This window comes from Pseudomonas sp. W2Oct36 (assembly GCF_041060465.1).
Taxonomy (GTDB): domain Bacteria; phylum Pseudomonadota; class Gammaproteobacteria; order Pseudomonadales; family Pseudomonadaceae; genus Aquipseudomonas; species Aquipseudomonas graminis_B.
The window spans coordinates 139,036-161,192 of record NZ_JAUERW010000011.1; the positions used below are offsets into that span (position 1 = coordinate 139,036).

The window sequence follows — 22,157 nt, forward strand, 5'->3', positions numbered from 1 at the left end:
GATTACGACGATCAGGCAGTCGCCTTGTCGTCCTTCTTAAGACTTGCAGGCGGCCAGTTGTCGAGGCGCATGCCGAGGGAGAGACCACGAGAAGCCAGAACGTCCTTGATCTCGGTCAAGGATTTCTTGCCCAGGTTCGGAGTCTTCAACAGTTCTACTTCGGTGCGCTGAATCAGGTCGCCGATGTAGTAAATGTTCTCCGCCTTAAGGCAGTTGGCCGAACGTACGGTCAGTTCCAAATCGTCAACCGGACGAAGCAGGATCGGATCGATCTCGTCTTCCTGTTCGACTACAACGGGTTCGCTGTCACCTTTGAGGTCGACGAACGCAGCCAACTGCTGTTGCAGGATGGTTGCCGCACGACGGATAGCCTCTTCAGGATCCAGAGTACCGTTGGTTTCCAGATCAATAACCAGCTTGTCCAGGTTGGTACGTTGCTCGACACGGGCGTTTTCCACCACGTATGCAATGCGACGGACCGGGCTGAACGAAGAGTCGAGCTGCAAGCGACCAATACTGCGGCTTTCGTCTTCATCGCTCTGACGCGAGTCTGCTGGTTCATAACCGCGACCACGAGCTACAACGAGCTTCATGTTCAGGGCGCCGTTAGACGCCAGGTTAGCGATTACGTGATCGGGGTTAACGATCTCGACATCATGATCCAGCTGAATATCGGCAGCGGTAACCACCCCCGAACCCTTCTTCGACAAGGTCAGCGTAACTTCGTCTCGACCGTGCAGCTTGATAGCCAGACCTTTAAGGTTCAACAGGATTTCAATGACATCTTCCTGTACACCTTCGATGGCGCTGTACTCATGGAGCACACCGTCAATCTCGGCCTCGACTACTGCACAGCCGGGCATGGAGGACAACAGGATGCGGCGCAGCGCGTTGCCCAGGGTATGGCCGAAACCACGCTCGAGAGGCTCGAGGGTGATTTTGGCGCGGGTCGGACTGACAACCTGCACATCAATGTGGCGGGGTGTCAGGAACTCATTTACCGAAATCTGCATGGATGCACCTATTTTCTAGCCCTTACTTGGAGTAGAGCTCGACAATCAGGCTTTCGTTGATGTCGGCGGACAGATCACTGCGAGCTGGAACGCTTTTGAAGACGCCAGATTTTTTCTCAGTGTCTACTTCTACCCATTCTACGCGGCCACGTTGGGCACACAGATCGAGAGCCTGGACAATACGCAGTTGGTTCTTCGCTTTTTCACGAATTGCCACTACGTCACCAGCACGAACCTGGTAGGACGGAACGTTAACGGTTTTGCCGTTTACGCTGACCGACTTGTGCGATACCAGCTGACGCGATTCGGCACGAGTCGAACCAAACCCCATGCGGTATACAACGTTGTCCAGACGGCATTCGAGCAGTTGCAGCAGGTTCTCACCAGTTGCGCCTTTCTTGCCGGCAGCTTCTTTGTAGTAGCCGCTGAACTGACGCTCGAGAACGCCATAAATACGACGGACTTTCTGCTTTTCACGCAGTTGAGTGCCGTAGTCGGACTGGCGACCGCGGCGTTGGCCGTGGATACCAGGTGCTGCTTCGATGTTGCACTTCGATTCGATCGCGCGCACGCCGCTCTTCAGAAAGAGATCGGTGCCTTCGCGACGAGCGAGTTTGCATTTTGGACCAATGTAACGAGCCATTCTTTACAATCTCCTGGATTACACGCGGCGCTTCTTCGGCGGACGGCACCCGTTATGCGGGATTGGCGTCACGTCGGTGATGCTGGCGATCTTGTAGCCGCAGCCGTTCAAAGCACGGACAGCAGATTCACGACCTGGACCTGGACCTTTGACATTGACGTCGAGGTTTTTCAGGCCGTATTCCAGCGCAGCTTGACCAGCACGTTCAGCAGCTACTTGAGCAGCGAACGGCGTGGACTTGCGAGAACCGCGGAAACCCGAACCACCGGAGGTTGCCCAGGAAAGAGCGTTACCTTGACGGTCGGTGATGGTCACGATTGTGTTGTTAAAAGATGCATGGATGTGGGCGATGCCATCAACCACTGTCTTTTTAACTTTTTTACGAGGACGAGCAGCAGGTTTTGCCATGATTTAATTCCTGTCGATTCGCTGGGGCGATTACTTGCGGATCGGCTTACGCGGACCTTTACGGGTACGCGCGTTAGTCTTGGTACGCTGACCGCGCACTGGAAGACCACGACGATGACGCAGACCGCGATAGCAACCGAGGTCCATCAAGCGCTTGATTTTCATGTTGATTTCGCGACGCAGATCACCTTCAGTGGTGAACTTCGCGACTTCGCCACGCAGCTGTTCAATCTGCTCGTCGCTCAGATCTTTGATCTTCACCGCCGGGTTAACCCCGGTAGTAGCACAGATTTTGTGTGCAGTTGTGCGACCAACACCATAGATGTAGGTCAGCGAGATAACAGTATGCTTGTTATCTGGAATGTTAACGCCTGCAATACGGGCCATTCAGTGGGACTCCAATTGACAGCTACCTACGCCCCGGAAGCCAAGAAATAGGGCGCGAGATAATATCGCTGTAATAACAAATAATCAACCCAGCAGCGCACTAGCTGCTGGGCTTTTAGCACAGATCACATTTAGCCTTGGCGCTGCTTGTGACGTGGTTCCGCGCTGCAAATTACTCGAACAACACCTTCGCGGCGAATAATCTTGCAGTTGCGGCACAGCTTTTTCACCGATGCACGAACTTTCATCACCAACTCCTCGAACCTTATGGGTGCTTCAGCGCAGCATGCCGCTGCCGTAGCCCTTCAGGTTGGCTTTCTTCATCAGGGATTCATACTGGTGCGAAACGAGGTGCGATTGCACTTGGGACATGAAGTCCATCACAACCACGACCACGATCAGCAACGAGGTCCCGCCAAGGTAAAACGGCACGTTTGCAGCGACCACGAGAAACTGTGGGAGCAGACATACGGCCATCATATAGAGAGCACCGAACATGGTCAGACGAGTCAGAACGCCATCAATATAGCGCGCCGACTGCTCACCAGGACGGATGCCCGGAATAAAGGCACCGGACTTCTTCAGGTTTTCCGCTACGTCTTTCGGATTGAACATCAACGCCGTATAGAAGAAGCAGAAGAAAATAATCCCTGCACTAAACAGCAGAATATTCAACGGCTGACCAGGTGCGATCGACTGCGAGATGTCCTGCAACCAGCCCATACCCTCAGACTGACCGAACCAGGCACCCAGCGAAGCCGGAAACAGCAAGATGCTGCTCGCGAAGATGGCAGGAATAACACCCGCCATGTTCACTTTCAACGGCAAGTGGCTCGTCTGCGCAGCGAAGACCTTACGGCCCTGCTGACGCTTGGCGTAGTGAACAGCAATACGACGCTGACCACGCTCGATGAACACCACGAAACCGATTATCGCTACTGCCAGCAAACCGATGGCGACCAAAGCGAAGATATTGATATCACCTTGGCGTGCAGACTCGAAAGACTGCCCGATCGCTCTCGGAAGACCGGCGACGATACCCGAAAAAATCAACATCGAGATACCGTTGCCAACACCGCGCTCAGTGATCTGCTCGCCCAGCCACATCATGAACAGCGCACCAGCAACAAACGTGGTGACTGCAACGAAGTGGAAGCCGATATCTGCTGAGAACGCAACGCCCTGCCCGGCCAAGCCAATGGACATGCCAATGGCTTGAACCAGGGCCAGGACGACGGTGCCATAGCGGGTGTACTGGCTGATCTTACGACGACCAGCCTCACCTTCCTTCTTCAACTGCTCCAGCTGTGGGCTGACTGCGGTCATGAGCTGCATGATGATCGATGCCGAGATATACGGCATGATCCCCAGTGCAAAGATGCTCATGCGCTCCAGCGCACCGCCGGAAAACATGTTGAACAAGCTAAGAATGGTCCCCTCATTCTGTCGAAACAGGTCCGCCAGTCGGTCAGGGTTGATACCCGGAACTGGGATATGCGCACCGATCCGATAGACGATAATCGCCAGGAACAGGAAACGCAGACGAGCCCAGAGTTCGGACAACCCGCCGCTTTTGCCTAGCGCTGAGAGAGCACCTTGCTTAGCCATTTATTCCTCGAACTTGCCGCCAGCTGCTTCGATAGCCGCACGCGCACCTTTGGTGGCTGCGATACCTTTGAGGGTGACTGAGCGAGTAACCTCACCGGACAGCATGATTTTCACACGCTGTACGTTTTGGTTGATCACATTGGCATCCTTCAGGGACTGCACAGTGACGACGCCCTCAACTTTAGCCAGCTCGGAGGTGCGAACTTCAGCACGATCCATAGCTTTCAAAGAGACGAAGCCGAACTTAGGCAGACGACGATGCAACGGCTGTTGGCCGCCTTCGAAGCCCGGAGCGATGGTGCCACCGGAGCGGGAGGTCTGACCCTTGTGGCCACGGCCACCGGTCTTACCCAAACCACTACCGATACCACGGCCCGGACGATGCTTTTCGCGACGGGAACCCGGCGCTGGACTCAGATCATTGAGTTTCATCGATTAACCCTCGACTCGCAGCATGTAGTAAGCCTTGTTGATCATCCCACGGTTTTCCGGGGTATCAACGACTTCTACAGTGTGACCGATGCGACGCAGACCCAAACCCTTAACGCACAATTTGTGGTTAGGGATGCGGCCGGTCATGCTTTTGATCAGCGTTACTTTAACGGTAGCCATGATCAGAAGATCTCCTGAACGTTCAGGCCGCGTTTGGCAGCGATGGACTCAGGGGACTGCATGGTTTTCAAACCCTTGAACGTTGCGTGAACAACGTTGACCGGGTTGGTCGAACCGTAGCACTTGGCCAGAACGTTGTGGACGCCGGCAACTTCGAGAACGGCGCGCATTGCACCGCCAGCGATGATGCCAGTACCTTCCGACGCAGGCTGCATGTAAACCTTGGAAGCCCCATGAGCGGACTTGATGGCGTACTGCAGCGTGGTGCCGTTCAGATCAACTTGGATCATGTTGCGGCGAGCAGCTTCCATTGCCTTCTGGATCGCGGCAGGCACTTCACGTGACTTGCCACGGCCGAAGCCAACGCGCCCTTTACCATCACCAACCACGGTCAACGCGGTGAAAGTGAAGATACGGCCGCCTTTAACGGTTTTTGCTACGCGATTAACCTGTACCAGCTTCTCGATGTAGCCTTCGTCGCGTTTTTGGTCGTTATTTGACATAACTTAGAACTCCAGCCCGCCTTCACGAGCAGCATCAGCCAGCGCCTTAACGCGACCGTGGTACTTGAAGCCAGAACGATCAAAAGCCACTTGCGATACACCGGCGGCTTTCGCACGCTCAGCGATCAGCTGGCCAACTTTAGTGGCCGCGTCGATGTTGCCAGTGGCGCCATCACGCAGTTCTTTGTCCAAAGTCGAGGCGTTTGCCAAGACTTTGCTGCCGTCGGCCGAGATGACCTGGGCATAAATGTGCTGCGAAGAGCGGTACACGCAGAGACGCACGACTTCGAGTTCGTGCATTTTCAGGCGTGCTTTGCGAGCGCGACGCAGTCGGGTAACTTTTTTGACGGTCATTTGCTATGCCCTACTTCTTCTTGGCTTCTTTACGACGGACGACTTCGTCCGCGTAACGCACGCCTTTGCCTTTGTACGGCTCTGGACGGCGGAAGTCGCGGATCTCAGCGGCCACTTGACCAACCAACTGCTTGTCGATACCGCGGATGACGATATCGGTTTGGTTGGGAGTCTCAGCGGTGATGCCTTCCGGCAATTCGTAGTCCACTGGGTGCGAGAAGCCAAGGGCCAGGTTCAGCACCGTGCCTTTTGCTTGCGCTTTGTAACCAACACCGACCAGCTGGAGCTTGCGCTCGAAGCCTTGGCTTACGCCTTGGACCATGTTGTTTACCAACGCACGAGTGGTACCAGCCATTGCGCGAGTTTGTTGATCGCCATTGCGAGCAGCAAAACGCAACTCACCGGCTTCCTCAACAATTTCAACGGCCGAATGAATGTTCAGGTCTAGAGTGCCCTTGGCACCCTTCACCGAAAGCTGCTGGCCGACGAGTTTAACTTCGACGCCTGCTGGCAACTTAACGGGGTTCTTAGCTACGCGTGACATGCTTATCCCCCCCTTAGAACACAGTGCAAAGCACTTCGCCGCCGACACCGGCAGCGCGCGCAGCACGATCCGTCATCACACCTTTGTTGGTGGAGACGATAGACACACCGAGGCCGCCACGAACTTTTGGCAACTCATCGACGGACTTGTACTGACGCAGGCCTGGACGGCTAACGCGCTTCACTTCTTCGATGACCGGACGGCCTTCGAAGTACTTCAGCTCGATGGATAGCAACGGCTTGGTTTCGCTGCTGATCTGATAACCCGCAATGTAACCTTCGTCCTTCAGGACTTTGGCTACAGCCACCTTCAACGTGGAGGATGGCATGCTTACGACGGGCTTTTCAGCCATCTGGGCATTACGGATACGAGTTAGCATGTCCGCTAACGGGTCCTGCATACTCATGGGCTAGACGCTCCTGATACAAAAAAAATGAGCCTTACGGCTACAACCTATCGCCTTAAAATTTCGGGCACGTGCAAGCACGGGCTCTGGCGAGCCGGCAATTCTAGGCGCACCCCAGAAATGAATCAAGCCCCAAAAGGGGCTTGATTCAAATTCAGGCTCTACGCCCATCGGTTCGTGGTGATCACGATGGACGCAGTGCGAGAATAGCTGCTTACCAGCTGGCTTTAACCAGACCTGGTACGTCGCCACGCATTGCTGCTTGACGCAGCATGTTACGGCCGAGGCCGAACTTGCGATATACGCCGTGCGGACGACCTGTCAGGCGGCAACGGTTACGCATGCGCGAGGCACTTGCGTCACGTGGTTGCTTCTGCAGTGCGACCGTTGCTTCCCAACGTGCTTCTGGACTTGCGTTCAGATCCACGATGATCGCTTTCAGCGCAGCACGCTTGGTAGCGTACTTGGCAACGGTGAGCTGACGCTTCAGCTCACGGTTTTTCATGCTCTTCTTGGCCATGGTCCTACTCCAATCAGTTGCGGAACGGGAACTTGAAAGCACGCAGCAATGCGCGACCTTCTTCGTCCGTACGAGCAGTGGTGGTCAGGGTAATGTCCAGACCGCGCAGGGCATCGATCTTGTCGTAGTCGATTTCCGGGAAAATGATCTGCTCTTTAACGCCCATGCTGTAGTTACCACGACCATCAAAGGACTTGGCATTCAGGCCGCGGAAGTCGCGGACCCGAGGCAGGGAGATCGACAGCAGACGATCCAGGAATTCATACATACGCTCACGGCGCAGAGTCACTTTGACACCGATCGGCCAACCTTCACGGACTTTAAAGCCTGCGATAGATTTGCGAGCGTAAGTCACGACGACTTTTTGGCCGGTGATTTTTTCCAGGTCTGCAACAGCGTGCTCGATGACTTTCTTGTCACCGATCGCTTCGCCCAGACCCATGTTCAGGGTGATCTTGGTAACGCGTGGAACTTCCATCACGTTCGAAAGCTTAAGTTCTTCCTTAAGTTTCGGTGCGATTTCTTTCCAGTAAATCTCTTTTAGTCGTGCCATGGTCTTCTACCTAGCAGTGTTCAAGCATCAACCGCTTTTTGGGTCGACTTGAAGACACGAATTTTCTTGCCGTCTTCAACTTTGAAACCAACGCGATCAGCTTTGTTGGTTGCGCCGTTGAAAATGGCGACGTTAGAAGCGTGCAGTGGCGCTTCTTTCTCGACGATACCGCCCTGTACGCCCGACATCGGGTTTGGCTTGGTATGACGCTTCACCAGGTTGATCCCACCAACGACCAGACGGTCGTCAGCGAGAACCTTGAGCACCTTACCGCGCTTACCTTTGTCTTTGCCGGCGATCACGATGATCTCGTCGTCACGACGAATCTTTTGCATGTCGGATCTCCTTACAGCACTTCTGGGGCGAGCGAGACGATCTTCATGAACTTCTCAGTACGAAGTTCACGGGTCACTGGCCCAAAGATACGGGTGCCGATCGGCTCTTGCTTGTTGTTCAACAGAACAGCAGCGTTGCCATCAAAGCGGATGATGGAGCCGTCTGCGCGACGAACACCGTGGCGAGTGCGGACTACTACGGCAGTCATCACTTGGCCTTTCTTCACCTTACCGCGCGGAATTGCTTCCTTGACGGTAACTTTGATGATGTCACCGATACCAGCGTAACGACGATGAGAGCCACCAAGCACCTTGATGCACATAACGCGGCGTGCGCCGCTGTTATCGGCCACATCGAGCATGGATTGAGTCTGAATCATATAATTTCTCCGACCCCTAGCCCTTAGACTTCCACAGCGCGTTCGAGAACATCAACCAGCGCCCAAGATTTAGTCTTGGCCATCGGACGAGTTTCACGAATAGTGACCTTGTCGCCGATGTGGCACTGATTGGTTTCGTCGTGCGCGTGCAGCTTAGTCGAACGCTTAACGTATTTACCGTAGATTGGGTGCTTGACGCGACGCTCGATCAGTACGGTGATGGTCTTGTCCATCTTGTCGCTGACGACACGGCCAGTCAGCGTACGGACGGTTTTTTCGGCTTCAGCCATGATTACTTACCTGCCTGCTGGTTGAGCACAGTCTTCACGCGAGCGATGTCACGCTTAACTTGCGAGAGCAGGTGAGACTGCCCCAACTGGCCAGTTGCTTTCTGCATGCGCAGATTGAACTGGTCGCGCAGCAAGCCGAGCAGTTGCTCGTTCAGTTGCTGTGCTGATTTTTCACGAAGTTCATTCGCTTTCATCACATCACCGTCCGCTTAACAAAGGAGGTGGCGAGCGGCAGCTTTGCAGCAGCCAGGGCGAAAGCCTCACGCGCCAACTCTTCGGAAACACCCTCGATTTCATACAGGACTTTGCCTGGCTGAATCTGGGCAACCCAGTACTCCACGTTACCCTTACCTTTACCCATCCGAACTTCGAGGGGCTTTTTGGTAACAGGCTTGTCCGGGAATACACGGATCCAGATCTTGCCGCCACGTTTAACGTGACGGGTCAGTGCGCGACGCGCTGACTCGATCTGACGAGCGGTGAGACGACCACGAGCAACAGACTTCAGCGCGAACTCGCCGAAGCTGACTTTGCTACCGCGCAGTGCCAGACCACGGTTGTGGCCGGTCATCTGCTTGCGGAACTTCGTACGCTTAGGTTGCAACATTTGGCGTACCCCTTACTTAGCAGCTTTTTTACGAGGCGCTGGTGCTTGCGGCTTCAGCTCTTCTTGGCGACCACCAATTACTTCGCCTTTGAAGATCCAAACCTTTACACCGATCACACCATAAGTGGTGTGAGCTTCGTAGTTGGCATAGTCGATGTCGGCACGCAGGGTGTGCAAAGGCACACGACCTTCGCGATACCATTCAGTACGTGCAATTTCAGCACCGCCGAGACGACCGCTCACTTGGATTTTGATGCCTTTGGCACCAATGCGCATGGCGTTCTGCACTGCGCGCTTCATAGCGCGACGGAACATTACACGACGCTCCAGCTGCTGAGCTACGCTCTGCGCAACCAGCATACCGTCGAGCTCCGGCTTACGGATCTCTTCGATATTGATGTGCACAGGCACACCCATTTGCTTGGTCAGGTCCTGACGCAGCTTCTCAACATCTTCACCTTTCTTCCCGATAACGATACCTGGACGAGCGGTGTGGATGGTGATGCGTGCAGTCTGCGCCGGACGATGGATATCGATACGGCTTACGGACGCGCTTTTTAGTTTGTCTTGGAGATACTCTCGCACCTTCAGATCAGCGAACAAATAGTCCGCATAAGTCCGACCGTCTGCGTACCAGACGGAGGTGTGCTCCTTGACGATTCCCAGGCGAATGCCAATGGGATGTACTTTCTGACCCATCTCTTCGACTCCGTTACTTGTCAGCAACCTTGACAGTGATATGGCAAGACCGCTTGACGATGCGATCAGCACGGCCTTTGGCACGTGGCATGATTCGCTTCAGCGAACGCCCTTCGTTGACGAAAACGGTGGAGACCTTAAGGTCATCAACGTCTGCGCCTTCGTTATGCTCGGCGTTGGCTACGGCCGACTCCAGCACTTTCTTCATGATCTCGGCGGCTTTCTTACTGCTGAAAGCCAACAGGTTGAGCGCTTCGCCCACCTTCTTCCCGCGGATCTGGTCGGCGACCAAGCGGGCTTTCTGGGCGGAGATTCGAGCGCCCGACAACTTAGCGGCTACTTCCATCGTTCCTTACCCCTTAACGCTTGGCTTTCTTGTCTGCCACGTGCCCACGATAAGTGCGGGTACCGGCAAACTCGCCTAGTTTGTGGCCGACCATGTCTTCGTTCACGAGAACAGGAACATGCTGACGACCGTTATGCACAGCAATGGTCAAACCGACCATTTGTGGCAGGATCATAGAACGGCGCGACCAGGTCTTAACTGGTTTGCGATCGTTCTTTTCCGCCGCCACTTCGATCTTCTTCAGTAGGTGAAGATCAATAAAAGGACCTTTTTTCAGAGAACGTGGCACTGTCGTATCCCTCTATTTACTTGCGACGACGGACGATCATTTTGTCGGTACGCTTATTACCACGAGTCTTCGCGCCCTTAGTCGGGAAGCCCCACGGCGATACCGGATGACGACCACCAGAGGTACGACCTTCACCACCACCATGTGGGTGGTCAACCGGGTTCATGGCAACACCACGAACGGTTGGGCGAACGCCACGCCAGCGTTTGGCACCAGCTTTACCCAGCGAACGCAGGCTGTGCTCGGAGTTCGAGACCTCGCCCAGAGTCGCACGGCATTCAGCCAGAACTTTACGCATCTCACCGGAGCGAAGACGCAGGGTCACGTAGACACCTTCACGAGCGATCAGCTGTGCAGATGCACCAGCGGAACGAGCGATCTGGGCACCTTTACCCGGCTTCAATTCGATGCCGTGAACGGTAGAACCCACTGGAATGTTGCGCAGCTGCAGAGCGTTGCCTGGCTTGATTGGAGCCAGAGCGCCTGCAATCAGCTGGTCGCCAGCACTCACGCCTTTAGGCGCGATGATGTAACGACGCTCGCCGTCTGCGTACAGCAGCAGTGCGATGTGAGCAGTACGGTTTGGATCGTATTCAATACGCTCGACGGTGGCAGAAATGCCATCCTTGTCGTTGCGACGGAAATCGACCAGACGATAATGCTGCTTATGACCACCACCGATGTGACGAGTAGTGATGCGGCCATTGTTGTTACGACCACCAGTCTTCGATTTTTTCTCGAGCAGCGGTGCGTGAGGAGCGCCTTTATGCAGCTCCTGGTTGACCACCTTGACCACAAAACGGCGGCCAGGGGAAGTCGGTTTGCATTTAACGATTGCCATGATGCACCCCTTCCTTACTCAGCACTGCTGCTGAAATCGAGATCTTGGCCTGGCTGAAGGGAGATAACTGCCTTCTTCCAGTCATTACGCTTGCCCAGACCGCGAGCAGTGCGCTTGGTCTTACCCATAACATTCAGGGTAGTGACACGCTCTACTTTCACGCTGAACAGGCTTTCGACGGCCTTCTTGATTTCCAGCTTGGTTGCATCAGTAGCAACCTTGAAAACGAACTGACCTTTTTTGTCTGCCAGAACCGTAGCCTTCTCGGAAACGTGCGGGCCAAGCAGAACTTTAAATACGCGTTCCTGGTTCATCCCAGCAGCTCCTCGAATTTCTTCACGGCCGACACAGTGATCAACACTTTGTCGTATGCGATCAGACTAACTGGATCGGAACCTTGAACATCACGCACATCAACGTGCGGCAGGTTACGAGCAGCAAGGTACAGGTTCTGATCAACAGCGTCCGACACGATCAAAACGTCGGTCAGGCTCATGTCGTTCAGCTTGCCCAGCAGATCTTTGGTTTTCGGCGATTCAACAGCGAAATCCTGAACCACGACCAGACGATCAGTGCGAACCAGTTCAGCAAGGATGGAGCGCAGTGCAGCGCGATACATCTTCTTGTTGAGCTTCTGAGAATGATCCTGAGGACGTGCTGCGAAAGTGGTACCGCCGCCGCGCCAGATCGGGCTACGGATAGTACCGGCACGAGCACGGCCAGTACCCTTTTGACGCCAAGGGCGCTTACCGCCACCAGATACGTCAGAACGGGTCTTTTGCTGCTTGCTGCCCTGACGACCGCCAGCCATGTAGGCCACGACTGCCTGGTGAACCAGCGTCTCGTTGAATTCGCCGCCAAATGTCAGTTCGGAAACTTCGATCGCTTGGGCGTCATTTACATTTAATTGCATGTCAGCTTCCCCTTAACCGCGAGCCTTGGCTGCTGGACGTACAACCACATTGCCGCCAGTAGCGCCAGGAACAGCACCCTTGACCAACAACAGATTGCGTTCAGCGTCCACGCGCACTACTTCCAGGGACTGCACGGTCACGCGCTCAGCGCCCATATGACCGGACATTTTTTTGCCCTTGAATACACGACCAGGAGTCTGGCACTGGCCGATAGAGCCCGGGACGCGGTGGGACACGGAGTTACCGTGAGTATTATCTTGGCCACGGAAATTGTGGCGCTTGATAGTACCTTGGAAGCCTTTACCTTTGGACTGACCGGTAACATCTACCATCTGGCCAGCAGCAAAGATTTCTGCATTGATCAGATCGCCAGCCTTGTATTCGCCTTCTTCAAGACGGAATTCCAAGACAGTACGACCAGCGGCAACGTTCGCCTTAGCGAAGTGACCTGCTTGAGCAGCAGTCACACGGGAAGCACGACGCACGCCGACAGTGACTTGCACTGCACGATAGCCATCGACTTCTTCGGTTTTGAACTGGGTGACGCGATTCGGCTCGATCTCAATGACCGTAACCGGAATGGAGACACCTTCTTCGGTGAAAATACGGGTCATACCGCATTTACGACCGACTACACCAATAGTCATGTTGTAAACCTCATGAGTGTACGGGGCTTTCACCCGCTATGGCCGCCCATTTCAGAGCGTTACACGACTAAGACCCGAGTCTTAGCCGAGGCTGATCTGTACTTCCACACCTGCCGCAAGATCAAGCTTCATCAGCGCATCAACGGTTTTATCCGTTGGCTGGACAATGTCCAGAACACGCTTATGAGTACGGATCTCGTACTGGTCGCGCGCGTCTTTGTTGACGTGCGGAGAAACCAGAACGGTGAACCGCTCTTTACGGGTAGGGAGTGGAATCGGACCACGCACTTGAGCACCAGTACGTTTCGCGGTTTCCACGATTTCCTGGGTGGATTGGTCGATCAGGCGATGGTCAAAAGCCTTCAACCTGATACGGATTTGCTGATTTTGCATTGGATTTCAGACTCCAGGCTACTTCCCACCGAGCGCAATACGCCCGTTTAAAGGAGGCGCAATTCTATAGACGAGCTAACAGGGTGTCAACCCAATAAAAAAGCCCCCGCAAGCGGGGGCTCTTTTTGAAGATCATCGCTTACGCGATGATTTTGGCTACGACGCCAGCGCCGACGGTACGACCGCCTTCACGGATAGCGAAACGCAGACCGTCTTCCATTGCGATTGGCTTGATCAGGGTAACGGAAACTTTCACGTTATCACCTGGCATAACCATCTCAACGCCTTCCGGCAGTTCGCAGCTACCAGTTACGTCGGTAGTACGGAAATAGAACTGTGGACGGTAGCCTTTGAAGAAAGGAGTGTGACGGCCGCCTTCTTCTTTGCTCAGAACGTAGATTTCAGCTTCGAACTGAGTGTGAGGCTTGACGGTACCTGGCTTGACCAGAACCTGACCACGCTCAACGTCGTCACGCTTGGTGCCGCGCAACAGAACGCCGCAGTTCTCGCCAGCACGACCTTCGTCGAGCAGCTTACGGAACATTTCAACACCGGTGCAGGTGGTGACGGTAGTGTCACGCAGACCAACGATTTCCAGTGGATCTTGAACCTTGACGATACCGCGCTCAACACGACCAGTCACAACAGTACCGCGACCAGAGATCGAGAATACGTCTTCGATTGGCATCAGGAACGGCTTGTCGACAGCACGCTCTGGCTGAGGGATGTAGCTGTCCAGAGTTTCAACCAACTTCTTGACGGCAGTGGTGCCCATCTCGTTGTCGTCTTTGCCTTCCAACGCCATACGGGCGGAGCCGATGATGATTGGAGTGTCGTCACCTGGGAAGTCGTAAGTGCTCAGCAGATCGCGCACTTCCATCTCAACCAGTTCCAGCAGCTCAGCGTCGTCTACCAGGTCAGCCTTGTTCAGGAAGACCACGATGTACGGAACGCCTACCTGACGGGACAGCAGGATGTGCTCACGAGTCTGTGGCATCGGACCATCAGCAGCCGAACAAACCAGGATAGCGCCGTCCATCTGGGCAGCACCGGTGATCATGTTCTTGACGTAGTCAGCGTGACCCGGGCAGTCAACGTGTGCGTAGTGACGTACAGACGAGTTGTACTCAACGTGAGCAGTGTTGATGGTGATACCGCGAGCCTTCTCTTCTGGTGCGCTGTCGATCTTATCGAAGTCAACACGAGCCGAACCGAAGACTTCGGAGCAGACGCGAGTCAGAGCAGCGGTCAGCGTGGTTTTACCATGGTCAACGTGACCGATGGTGCCAACGTTGACGTGCGGAAGGGAACGATCAAATTTTTCTTTAGCCACGACAAATAACTCCTAGCCTAAAGGCGCTGAATCAGCCTTGTTTTTTGGTTACAGTTTCGACGATGTGCGACGGAGCTGTATTGTATTTTTTGAATTCCATAGAGTAGCTTGCGCGACCTTGGGACATGGAGCGAACGTCGGTCGCATAACCGAACATCTCACCCAACGGAACCTCGGCACGAATTACCTTGCCGGAGACCGTATCTTCCATACCCAGGATCATGCCGCGACGACGGTTAAGGTCGCCCATCACGTCACCCATATAGTCTTCAGGCGTAACAACCTCTACAGCCATGATCGGTTCAAGCAACTCACCGCCGCCCTTCTGGGCCAGTTGCTTGGTCGCCATGGAAGCAGCCACCTTAAACGCCATCTCGTTCGAGTCGACGTCGTGGTAAGAACCATCAAACACGGTAGCCTTCAGGCCGATCAGCGGATAGCCGGCAACAACGCCGTTCTTCATCTGCTCTTCGATACCCTTCTGGATAGCCGGGATGTATTCCTTAGGAACCACACCACCCACTACTTCGTTCACGAATTGCAGACCTTCCTGACCTTCGTCAGCAGGTGCAAAACGGATCCAGCAGTGGCCGAACTGACCACGACCGCCAGACTGACGAACGAACTTGCCTTCGATTTCACAGTTCTTCGTGATGCGCTCACGATACGAAACCTGAGGCTTACCGATGTTGGCTTCGACGTTGAACTCACGGCGCATCCGGTCAACCAGGATGTCCAAGTGCAGCTCGCCCATGCCAGAGATGATCGTTTGACCAGTCTCTTCATCAGTTTTGACGCGGAAAGACGGGTCTTCTTGAGCAAGCTTGCCCAGTGCGATACCCATTTTTTCCTGGTCATCCTTGGTTTTAGGCTCTACGGCAACCGAAATAACCGGCTCCGGGAAGTCCATCCGAACCAGGATGATTGGCTTGTCAGCGTTGCACAAGGTTTCACCAGTGGTGACATCCTTCATGCCGATCAAGGCCGCGATGTCGCCAGCGCGTACTTCCTTGATCTCTTCGCGAGCGTTGGCGTGCATTTGCACCATACGACCCACGCGCTCTTTCTTGCCCTTGACCGAGTTGATCACGCCGTCGCCGGATGCCAACACGCCCGAGTAAACACGGACGAAGGTCAGCGTACCCACGAACGGATCGGTAGCGATCTTGAACGCCAGAGCCGAGAACGGCTCGTTGTCGTCCGCGTGACGCTCCATTTCCTCTTCCTCGTTATCAGGGTTGGAACCCTTGATAGCAGGAATGTCGACTGGAGCCGGCAGGTAGTCGATCACAGCGTCGAGAACCAGGGGAACACCCTTGTTCTTGAAGGAAGAACCGCAAACAGCAAGAACGATCTCACCAGCAATAGTACGCTGACGCAGAGCAGCCTTGATTTCCTCGTTGGTGAGTTCCTCACCCTCAAGGTATTTGTTCATCAGCTCTTCGCTGGCTTCAGCCGCAGCCTCAACCATGTTGCTGCGCCATTCGTCAGCCAGCTCCTGCAGCTCTGCAGGGATAGGCTTGCGAACAGGGACCATACCTTTGTCGGAATCGTTCCAGTAGACCGCTTCCATAGACATCAGATCTATCTGACCCTGGAAGTTGTCTTCAGAACCGATTGCCAACTGGATCGGCACCGGAGTGTGACCCAAACGCTGCTTGATCTGGGCAATTACCCGCAGAAAGTTTGCGCCAGCACGGTCCATTTTGTTCACGTAAACAATACGTGGAACGCCGTACTTGTTGGCTTGACGCCATACGGTTTCGGACTGAGGCTCTACTCCAGAGGTACCACAGAAAACAACGACCGCGCCGTCGAGTACACGCAGGGAACGCTCAACTTCAATCGTGAAGTCTACGTGGCCCGGGGTGTCAATCACGTTGAAGCGATATTGGTCTTTGTGCTGCTTCTCGGAACCCTGCCAAAAGGCAGTAATAGCAGCAGAAGTAATGGTAATACCACGCTCCTGCTCCTGAACCATCCAGTCGGTGGTCGCGGCGCCATCATGCACCTCGCCCATCTTGTGGCTTTTGCCGGTGTAAAAAAGGACGCGCTCGGTGGTGGTGGTTTTACCAGCATCCACGTGAGCGACGATACCAATGTTACGGTAACGGCTGATCGGTGTAGTACGAGCCATAAAGCCCTCGCAAAATTAGTGACGCTGAAATTAGAAGCGGTAGTGCGAGAAAGCTTTGTTGGCTTCAGCCATACGGTGCACGTCTTCACGCTTCTTGACCGCAGCACCTTTACCTTCGGCGGCGTCCAACAGTTCGCCAGCCAAACGCAGAGCCATAGACTTCTCACCGCGCTTGCGCGCGAAGTCTACCAGCCAACGCATTGCCAGAGCATTACGACGGGACGGACGAACTTCGACCGGGACCTGGTAAGTAGCACCGCCTACACGGCGCGACTTCACTTCGACCAGCGGAGCGATGGCGTCGAGAGCTTTCTCGAAGATTTCCAGGGGATCGGAGTTCTTGCGTTCTTTAACCTTTTCCAGCGCGCCATAAACGATACGCTCGGCAACGGCTTTCTTGCCGCTTTCCATAACGTGGTTCATGAACTTAGCCAGAATCTGGCTGCCGTATTTTGGATCGTCAAGCACTTCGCGCTTGGCTGCTACGCGTCTTCTTGGCATGGATAAGCCCTCAAACGGTCTTCAGGTTCGCTCGGAATCAGCACCTAATGGCGCCACCGACCTTACTCTTATCGACTCAGAAAATAAGATGATTCAATTTTTTTCAAAAAGCCGCTACTACTTAGGCTTCTTGGTACCGTACTTAGAACGACCCTGGTTACGACCTTTGACACCGGAGGTATCCAACGAACCGCGGACGGTGTGGTAACGAACACCTGGCAAGTCTTTTACACGGCCGCCGCGAATCAGTACGACGCTGTGCTCTTGCAGGTTGTGGCCTTCACCGCCGATGTACGAGGAAACCTCGAAACCGTTGGTCAGACGCACACGGCATACTTTACGCAGTGCCGAGTTAGGTTTTTTCGGCGTAGTTGTGTACACGCGAGTGCACACACCACGACGCTGCGGGCAGTTCTGCAGCGCAGGCACGTCGGATTTCTCGACGATACGCTTACGCGGCTGACGTACCAGCTGGTTGATAGTTGCCATCTACTAGCTCCACTGTTGTCTTGCGACGCTATTGTCTTACAAGAAAAGCAAAATGGCAGGACATACGTCCCGCCAGATTTAGGGGTACAAGAGTCTAAAGAGGATCCTGCCCCCAGTCAAGGCAAAGCCCCGGTGTCCACAGCCACTGGCAACCCATCAACCGGTTGAGACCAATGACTGTGAAAATCGGGGCCCTACTCTCAATTACTGCTTGAGTTCAACGCTTCAGTGAGCGCGGCTTCAACTTCGCTCGCACTTACACGCATCGGCTTGTCGGCTTCACGACGACGCTTGCGCTCGCTGTGATATGCCAGACCGGTACCTGCAGGGATCAGACGACCCACTACCACGTTTTCTTTCAGGCCGCGCAGATAATCGCGCTTGCCGGTAACCGCCGCTTCGGTCAGTACGCGAGTGGTCTCCTGGAAGGAGGCCGCCGAGATGAACGATTCGGTGGACAGCGACGCCTTGGTGATACCAAGCAACACACGAGTGAATTTGGAAACAAATTTCTCGTCGGTCGCAAGGCGCTCGTTTTCAACCAGGACATGCGTCAACTCCATCTGGTCACCCTTGATGAAGCTGGAGTCGCCAGACTCAGCGATCTCGACCTTACGCAGCATCTGACGAAGGATCGTTTCAATGTGCTTGTCGTTGATCTTCACGCCTTGCAGGCGGTAAACGTCCTGAATCTCGTTGACGATGTATTTCGCCAGAGCGCTGACACCCAGCAGGCGCAGGATATCGTGCGGATCGCTTGGGCCGTCGGAGATAACCTCACCACGGCTGACTTGCTCACCTTCGAAGACGTTCAGATGACGCCATTTTGGAATCAGCTCTTCGTACGGATCGGTACCATCGTTTGGCGTGATAACAAGACGACGCTTGCCTTTGGTCTCTTTACCGAACGCGATCGTACCGCTGACTTCAGCCAGGATCGATGCTTCTTTAGGGCGACGCGCCTCGAACAGGTCGGCAACGCGCGGCAGACCACCAGTGATGTCACGGGTTTTGGAGGTCTCTTGCGGGATACGGGCGATAACGTCACCCACACCCACTTGCACACCATCCGCAACACCGACGAGGGCGTTTGCCGGCAGGAAGTACTGAGCCGGTACGTCAGTACCCGGCAGCAGCAGATCCTTACCATCAACACCAACCATCTTGACCGCAGGACGAATGTCTTTACCTGCTGCAGGACGATCTTTGGCATCCAGTACTTCGATGTTCGTCAAACCGGTCAATTCGTCGGTCTGGCGCTTGATCGTAATACCTTCCTCCATGCCCACGTAGGTCACGGTACCTTTCATCTCGGTGACGATTGGGTGAGTGTGTGGGTCCCACTTGGCCACGATGGACCCGGCGTCGACCTTGTCACCTTCCTTCACCAGAATCACAGCACCATACGGCAGCTTGTAGCGCTCGCGCTCACGACCGAACTCGTCGGCTATTGCCAACTCACCGGAACGCGACACCGCGACCAGGTGACCATCAAGACGCTCAACGTGCTTCAGGTTGTGTAGACGAACGATACCGCCGTTCTTCACCTGAACACTGTCAGCAGCAGAAGTACGGCTTGCCGCACCACCGATGTGGAACGTACGCATGGTCAGCTGGGTACCCGGCTCACCGATCGACTGAGCCGCGATAACGCCGACCGCCTCACCGATGTTCACCTGGTGACCGCGCGCCAGATCACGGCCATAGCACTTGGCGCAGATACCGAAACGTGTCTCACAGCTGATCGGAGAACGTACGATCACTTCGTCGATGCTGTTCAGCTCGATGAATTCAACCCACTTCTCGTCAACCAGCGTGCCGCCTGGAACGATGACATCTTCAGTGCCTGGCTTGAATACGTCGCGGGCGATCACTCGACCCAATACGCGTTCGCCCAGCGGCTCTACGACGTCGCCACCTTCAATGTGCGGCGTCATGACCAGACCGTGTTCAGTACCGCAGTCAACCTCGGTAACGACCAGATCTTGTGCCACGTCTACAAGACGACGAGTCAGGTAACCAGAGTTCGCGGTTTTCAACGCGGTATCCGCAAGCCCCTTACGAGCACCGTGCGTCGAGATGAAGTACTGAAGAACGCTCAAACCTTCACGGAAGTTAGCAGTGATCGGTGTCTCGATGATCGAGCCATCCGGCTTGGCCATCAGACCCCGCATACCTGCCAACTGACGAATCTGTGCTGCGGAACCCCGCGCACCCGAGTCAGCCATCATGTACATCGAGTTGAAGGATTCCTGATCAACGGTCTCACCGTGACGATCGACAACCTTCTCTTTCGAGAGGTTCGACATCATCGCCTTGGAGACTTCATCGTTGGCCTTGGACCAGAGGTCGATCACCTTGTTGTACTTCTCGCCTTGGGTAACCAGGCCGGAGGCGTACTGACTCTCGATTTCTTTCACTTCATCGGTTGCTGCGTCGATGATGCGAGCTTTTTCATCAGGGATAACAAAGTCGTTAACGCCGATGGAGACACCCGAGATCGTCGAATAGGCAAAACCGGTGTACATCAGCTGGTCAGCGAAGATTACAGTCTCTTTCAGGCCAACCACCCGGTAGCACTGGTTGATCAGCTTGGAGATTGCCTTCTTCTTCATCGGCTGATTGACGACGTCGTATGACAAGCCGGCCGGAACCACTTGGAACAGCAGCGCACGGCCGACGGTTGTGTCGACGATACGAGTGTTCTTGACGCTGCCGCCGTCACGATCATTGATCGTTTCGTTGATGCGCACTTTCACTTTTGCATGCAGAGCGGCTTCGCCCGCACGGAATACACGGTCCACTTCCTGCAGATCCGCGAATACACGACCTTCGCCTTTGGCGTTGATCGCTTCACGAGTCATGTAGTACAGACCCAATACAACGTCCTGCGAAGGAACGATGATTGGCTCACCGTTCGCTGGCGACAGAATGTTGTTGGTCGACATCATCAGCGCACGGGCTTCGAGCTGGGCTTCCAGCGTCAGCGGCACGTGAACAGCCATCTGGTCACCGTCGAAGTCGGCGTTGTATGCCGCACAGACCAACGGGTGCAGCTGGATCGCTTTACCTTCGATGAGAACCGGCTCAAACGCCTGGATCCCCAGACGGTGAAGCGTCGGCGCACGGTTCAGGAGCACCGGGTGTTCGCGAATGACTTCGGCGAGAACGTCCCAGACTTCTGGCAGCTCGCGCTCGACCATTTTCTTGGCAGCTTTGATGGTGGTAGCGAGACCACGCATCTCGAGCTTGCCGAAAATGAACGGCTTGAACAGCTCCAGTGCCATCTTCTTGGGCAGACCGCACTGATGCAGACGCAGGGTCGGACCTACGGTAATTACCGAACGGCCAGAGTAGTCAACACGCTTACCGAGCAAGTTCTGACGGAAACGGCCCTGCTTACCCTTGATCATGTCAGCCAGGGATTTCAGAGGACGCTTGTTCGAACCTGTGATGGCGCGACCGCGACGACCGTTATCAAGCAACGCATCCACAGCTTCCTGCAACATGCGCTTTTCGTTGCGCACGATGATGTCAGGAGCAGACAGATCGAGCAGGCGCTTCAAGCGGTTGTTACGGTTGATCACTCGACGATAGAGATCGTTAAGGTCGGAAGTCGCGAAACGACCACCATCCAGCGGGACCAGTGGACGCAGATCTGGCGGCAGAACCGGCAGGACGGTCAACACCATCCATTCTGGAAGGTTGCCGGAACCTTGGAAGGCTTCCATCAACTTCAGCCGCTTGGACAGCTTCTTGATTTTGGTCTCGGAGTTGGTTTGCGGAATCTCTTCGCGCAGCCGGCCAATCTCGTGTTCCAGATCAATAGCGTGCAGCAGCTCGCGGACAGCCTCGGCACCCATACGGGCGTCGAAATCGTCACCGAACTCTTCGAGAGCCTCGAAGTATTGCTCGTCGTTTAGCAGTTGCCCTTTTTCGAGCGTGGTCATGCCCGGATCGATAACGACATAGCTCTCGAAGTAGAGAACGCGTTCGATATCACGCAGGGTCATGTCCATCAGCAAGCCGATACGGGACGGCAGCGATTTCAGGAACCAGATGTGAGCTACCGGCGAAGCCAGCTCGATGTGAGCCATGCGCTCACGACGGACTTTGGCCAGCGCGACTTCAACGCCACACTTCTCGCAGATGACGCCACGATGCTTCAAGCGCTTGTACTTACCGCACAGGCACTCGTAATCCTTGACCGGGCCAAAGATCTTGGCGCAGAACAGGCCGTCACGCTCAGGTTTGAACGTACGGTAGTTGATGGTTTCCGGTTTTTTAACTTCACCGAACGACCACGAACGGATCATCTCAGGCGACGCCAATCCAATACGGATAGCGTCGAACTCTTCGACTTGACCCTGGTTTTTCAGCAAATTCAGTAGGTCTTTCAAGGCCT

32 protein-coding genes are annotated in these 22,157 nt (G+C 54.7%); all 32 read right to left on the bottom strand.

What is annotated here, in order from left to right:
* Positions 1-11: 11 nt before the first annotated feature.
* The 32 genes from rpoA to rpoC all read right to left on the bottom strand — a co-directional run bounded on the left by rpoA (position 12) and on the right by rpoC (position 22,152).
* Positions 12-1,013 carry a DNA-directed RNA polymerase subunit alpha gene (rpoA, locus tag QWI18_RS16140; protein WP_007970428.1) on the bottom strand — a complete coding sequence of 334 codons (1,002 nt, stop codon included), beginning with the start codon at positions 1,011-1,013 and terminating at the stop codon, positions 12-14.
* Between the two features lie 22 nt (positions 1,014-1,035).
* Positions 1,036-1,656, bottom strand: coding sequence for a 30S ribosomal protein S4 (rpsD, locus tag QWI18_RS16145; RefSeq protein WP_037017742.1), 621 nt, complete (start codon positions 1,654-1,656; stop codon positions 1,036-1,038).
* Between the two features lie 18 nt (positions 1,657-1,674).
* Entirely contained in the window at positions 1,675-2,064 is a 390-nt protein-coding gene (rpsK, locus tag QWI18_RS16150; protein WP_002555466.1) for a 30S ribosomal protein S11, read from the bottom strand.
* A gap of 30 nt (positions 2,065-2,094) precedes the next feature.
* The gene (gene rpsM / locus QWI18_RS16155; RefSeq protein ID WP_037017739.1) at positions 2,095-2,451 is read right to left on the bottom strand and encodes a 30S ribosomal protein S13; all 357 of its coding nucleotides are present in this window, start codon (positions 2,449-2,451) and stop codon (positions 2,095-2,097) included.
* 131 nt (positions 2,452-2,582) lie between these two features.
* On the bottom strand, positions 2,583-2,699 hold the full coding sequence (rpmJ, locus tag QWI18_RS16160; RefSeq protein WP_002555468.1) for a 50S ribosomal protein L36: 117 nt from the start codon (positions 2,697-2,699) through the stop codon (positions 2,583-2,585).
* A 28-nt stretch (positions 2,700-2,727) separates the two neighbouring features.
* Positions 2,728-4,059: a preprotein translocase subunit SecY gene (gene secY / locus QWI18_RS16165; protein ID WP_065988454.1), complete on the bottom strand. Its 1,332-nt coding sequence runs from the start codon at positions 4,057-4,059 to the stop codon at positions 2,728-2,730.
* Positions 4,060-4,491 (bottom strand): 50S ribosomal protein L15, encoded by a 432-nt coding sequence (gene rplO / locus QWI18_RS16170; RefSeq protein ID WP_369319267.1) that lies wholly within the window; start codon positions 4,489-4,491, stop codon positions 4,060-4,062.
* A gap of 3 nt (positions 4,492-4,494) precedes the next feature.
* Complete coding sequence (rpmD, locus tag QWI18_RS16175; protein ID WP_028621547.1) at positions 4,495-4,671, bottom strand: 50S ribosomal protein L30; 177 nt, start codon at positions 4,669-4,671, stop codon at positions 4,495-4,497.
* Between the two features lie 2 nt (positions 4,672-4,673).
* Positions 4,674-5,174, bottom strand: a complete 501-nt coding sequence (gene rpsE, locus QWI18_RS16180) for a 30S ribosomal protein S5 (RefSeq protein WP_037017729.1) — start codon at positions 5,172-5,174, stop codon at positions 4,674-4,676.
* A 3-nt stretch (positions 5,175-5,177) separates the two neighbouring features.
* Positions 5,178-5,528, bottom strand: coding sequence for a 50S ribosomal protein L18 (rplR, locus tag QWI18_RS16185; RefSeq protein WP_037017727.1), 351 nt, complete (start codon positions 5,526-5,528; stop codon positions 5,178-5,180).
* A gap of 10 nt (positions 5,529-5,538) precedes the next feature.
* Complete coding sequence (gene rplF, locus QWI18_RS16190) at positions 5,539-6,072, bottom strand: 50S ribosomal protein L6 (protein ID WP_122536825.1); 534 nt, start codon at positions 6,070-6,072, stop codon at positions 5,539-5,541.
* Positions 6,073-6,085: 13 nt separating this feature from the next.
* Positions 6,086-6,478, bottom strand: a complete 393-nt coding sequence (gene rpsH, locus QWI18_RS16195) for a 30S ribosomal protein S8 (protein ID WP_037017722.1) — start codon at positions 6,476-6,478, stop codon at positions 6,086-6,088.
* A 214-nt stretch (positions 6,479-6,692) separates the two neighbouring features.
* Positions 6,693-6,998 (bottom strand): 30S ribosomal protein S14, encoded by a 306-nt coding sequence (gene rpsN / locus QWI18_RS16200; protein ID WP_003186042.1) that lies wholly within the window; start codon positions 6,996-6,998, stop codon positions 6,693-6,695.
* Between the two features lie 13 nt (positions 6,999-7,011).
* The gene (rplE, locus tag QWI18_RS16205; RefSeq protein WP_037017720.1) at positions 7,012-7,551 is read right to left on the bottom strand and encodes a 50S ribosomal protein L5; all 540 of its coding nucleotides are present in this window, start codon (positions 7,549-7,551) and stop codon (positions 7,012-7,014) included.
* 20 nt (positions 7,552-7,571) lie between these two features.
* The gene (gene rplX / locus QWI18_RS16210; RefSeq protein ID WP_002555478.1) at positions 7,572-7,886 is read right to left on the bottom strand and encodes a 50S ribosomal protein L24; all 315 of its coding nucleotides are present in this window, start codon (positions 7,884-7,886) and stop codon (positions 7,572-7,574) included.
* An 11-nt stretch (positions 7,887-7,897) separates the two neighbouring features.
* Positions 7,898-8,266, bottom strand: coding sequence for a 50S ribosomal protein L14 (gene rplN, locus QWI18_RS16215; RefSeq protein ID WP_002555479.1), 369 nt, complete (start codon positions 8,264-8,266; stop codon positions 7,898-7,900).
* A gap of 23 nt (positions 8,267-8,289) precedes the next feature.
* Positions 8,290-8,556, bottom strand: a complete 267-nt coding sequence (gene rpsQ, locus QWI18_RS16220; RefSeq protein WP_003194644.1) for a 30S ribosomal protein S17 — start codon at positions 8,554-8,556, stop codon at positions 8,290-8,292.
* A 2-nt stretch (positions 8,557-8,558) separates the two neighbouring features.
* On the bottom strand, positions 8,559-8,750 hold the full coding sequence (rpmC, locus tag QWI18_RS16225) for a 50S ribosomal protein L29 (RefSeq protein ID WP_002555481.1): 192 nt from the start codon (positions 8,748-8,750) through the stop codon (positions 8,559-8,561).
* Positions 8,750-9,163 (bottom strand): 50S ribosomal protein L16, encoded by a 414-nt coding sequence (gene rplP, locus QWI18_RS16230; RefSeq protein ID WP_003186052.1) that lies wholly within the window; start codon positions 9,161-9,163, stop codon positions 8,750-8,752. Before rplP ends, rpmC begins: the two co-directional genes overlap by 1 nt.
* 12 nt (positions 9,164-9,175) lie before the next feature.
* Positions 9,176-9,862, bottom strand: a complete 687-nt coding sequence (gene rpsC, locus QWI18_RS16235; RefSeq protein ID WP_003176422.1) for a 30S ribosomal protein S3 — start codon at positions 9,860-9,862, stop codon at positions 9,176-9,178.
* Between the two features lie 13 nt (positions 9,863-9,875).
* Positions 9,876-10,208, bottom strand: coding sequence for a 50S ribosomal protein L22 (gene rplV / locus QWI18_RS16240; protein ID WP_003103908.1), 333 nt, complete (start codon positions 10,206-10,208; stop codon positions 9,876-9,878).
* A gap of 13 nt (positions 10,209-10,221) precedes the next feature.
* On the bottom strand, positions 10,222-10,497 hold the full coding sequence (gene rpsS, locus QWI18_RS16245) for a 30S ribosomal protein S19 (protein ID WP_002555486.1): 276 nt from the start codon (positions 10,495-10,497) through the stop codon (positions 10,222-10,224).
* 16 nt (positions 10,498-10,513) lie between these two features.
* Complete coding sequence (gene rplB, locus QWI18_RS16250; protein ID WP_003176423.1) at positions 10,514-11,338, bottom strand: 50S ribosomal protein L2; 825 nt, start codon at positions 11,336-11,338, stop codon at positions 10,514-10,516.
* A gap of 14 nt (positions 11,339-11,352) precedes the next feature.
* The gene (gene rplW / locus QWI18_RS16255) at positions 11,353-11,652 is read right to left on the bottom strand and encodes a 50S ribosomal protein L23 (RefSeq protein WP_065988457.1); all 300 of its coding nucleotides are present in this window, start codon (positions 11,650-11,652) and stop codon (positions 11,353-11,355) included.
* Positions 11,649-12,251, bottom strand: coding sequence for a 50S ribosomal protein L4 (gene rplD / locus QWI18_RS16260; RefSeq protein ID WP_037017717.1), 603 nt, complete (start codon positions 12,249-12,251; stop codon positions 11,649-11,651). Before rplD ends, rplW begins: the two co-directional genes overlap by 4 nt.
* Positions 12,252-12,263: 12 nt before the next feature.
* Positions 12,264-12,899, bottom strand: a complete 636-nt coding sequence (gene rplC / locus QWI18_RS16265) for a 50S ribosomal protein L3 (RefSeq protein ID WP_065988459.1) — start codon at positions 12,897-12,899, stop codon at positions 12,264-12,266.
* A gap of 81 nt (positions 12,900-12,980) precedes the next feature.
* Positions 12,981-13,292 (bottom strand): 30S ribosomal protein S10, encoded by a 312-nt coding sequence (gene rpsJ, locus QWI18_RS16270; protein WP_003186070.1) that lies wholly within the window; start codon positions 13,290-13,292, stop codon positions 12,981-12,983.
* A gap of 139 nt (positions 13,293-13,431) precedes the next feature.
* A complete protein-coding gene (gene tuf / locus QWI18_RS16275) occupies positions 13,432-14,625 on the bottom strand; it encodes an elongation factor Tu (protein ID WP_024646116.1) in 1,194 nt (397 codons plus the stop codon).
* Positions 14,626-14,656: 31 nt separating this feature from the next.
* Positions 14,657-16,762 carry an elongation factor G gene (fusA, locus tag QWI18_RS16280; RefSeq protein WP_065988460.1) on the bottom strand — a complete coding sequence of 702 codons (2,106 nt, stop codon included), beginning with the start codon at positions 16,760-16,762 and terminating at the stop codon, positions 14,657-14,659.
* Positions 16,763-16,792: 30 nt separating this feature from the next.
* A complete protein-coding gene (gene rpsG, locus QWI18_RS16285; protein WP_002555493.1) occupies positions 16,793-17,263 on the bottom strand; it encodes a 30S ribosomal protein S7 in 471 nt (156 codons plus the stop codon).
* A gap of 117 nt (positions 17,264-17,380) precedes the next feature.
* Positions 17,381-17,752: a 30S ribosomal protein S12 gene (rpsL, locus tag QWI18_RS16290; protein ID WP_002555494.1), complete on the bottom strand. Its 372-nt coding sequence runs from the start codon at positions 17,750-17,752 to the stop codon at positions 17,381-17,383.
* 200 nt (positions 17,753-17,952) lie between these two features.
* Entirely contained in the window at positions 17,953-22,152 is a 4,200-nt protein-coding gene (gene rpoC / locus QWI18_RS16295) for a DNA-directed RNA polymerase subunit beta' (protein ID WP_192133301.1), read from the bottom strand.
* Positions 22,153-22,157: the final 5 nt, after the last annotated feature.